This window comes from Runella sp. R0.1_18 (genome assembly GCF_057652155.1).
Map to the genome: position 1 here is coordinate 1 of NZ_JBYFCK010000129.1, position 265 is coordinate 265.

Annotated in this window: 1 pseudogene; it reads left to right on the forward strand. The window is 66.4% G+C overall.

Annotated features, from left to right (window positions below):
- Nucleotides 1-230, forward strand: a pseudogene (locus AC23P2_RS31380) (peptide ABC transporter ATP-binding protein); the annotation flags it as partial.
- Between the last annotated feature and the right edge of the window lie 35 nt (nucleotides 231-265).

Genomic DNA, 265 nt, shown 5'->3' on the forward strand with positions numbered 1-265 from the left:
TCGACCCCGAGATGATCAACGAGGTCCTCGACGTCATGGTCGGTTTGGCGGAGGAGGGGATGACCATGGTCGTCGTCACCCACGAGATGGGCTTCGCGCGCAAGGCCGCCGACCGTGTGGTCTTCATGGCCGACGGCCAGATCGTCGAGGAGGCCGCCCCCGACGAGTTCTTCACGGCCCCCAAGAGCGACCGGGCGAAGGACTTCCTCTCCAAGCTCATCACGCATTGACAGACCCCCGCGCAGCACCAGCGCGGGCCGCAGAG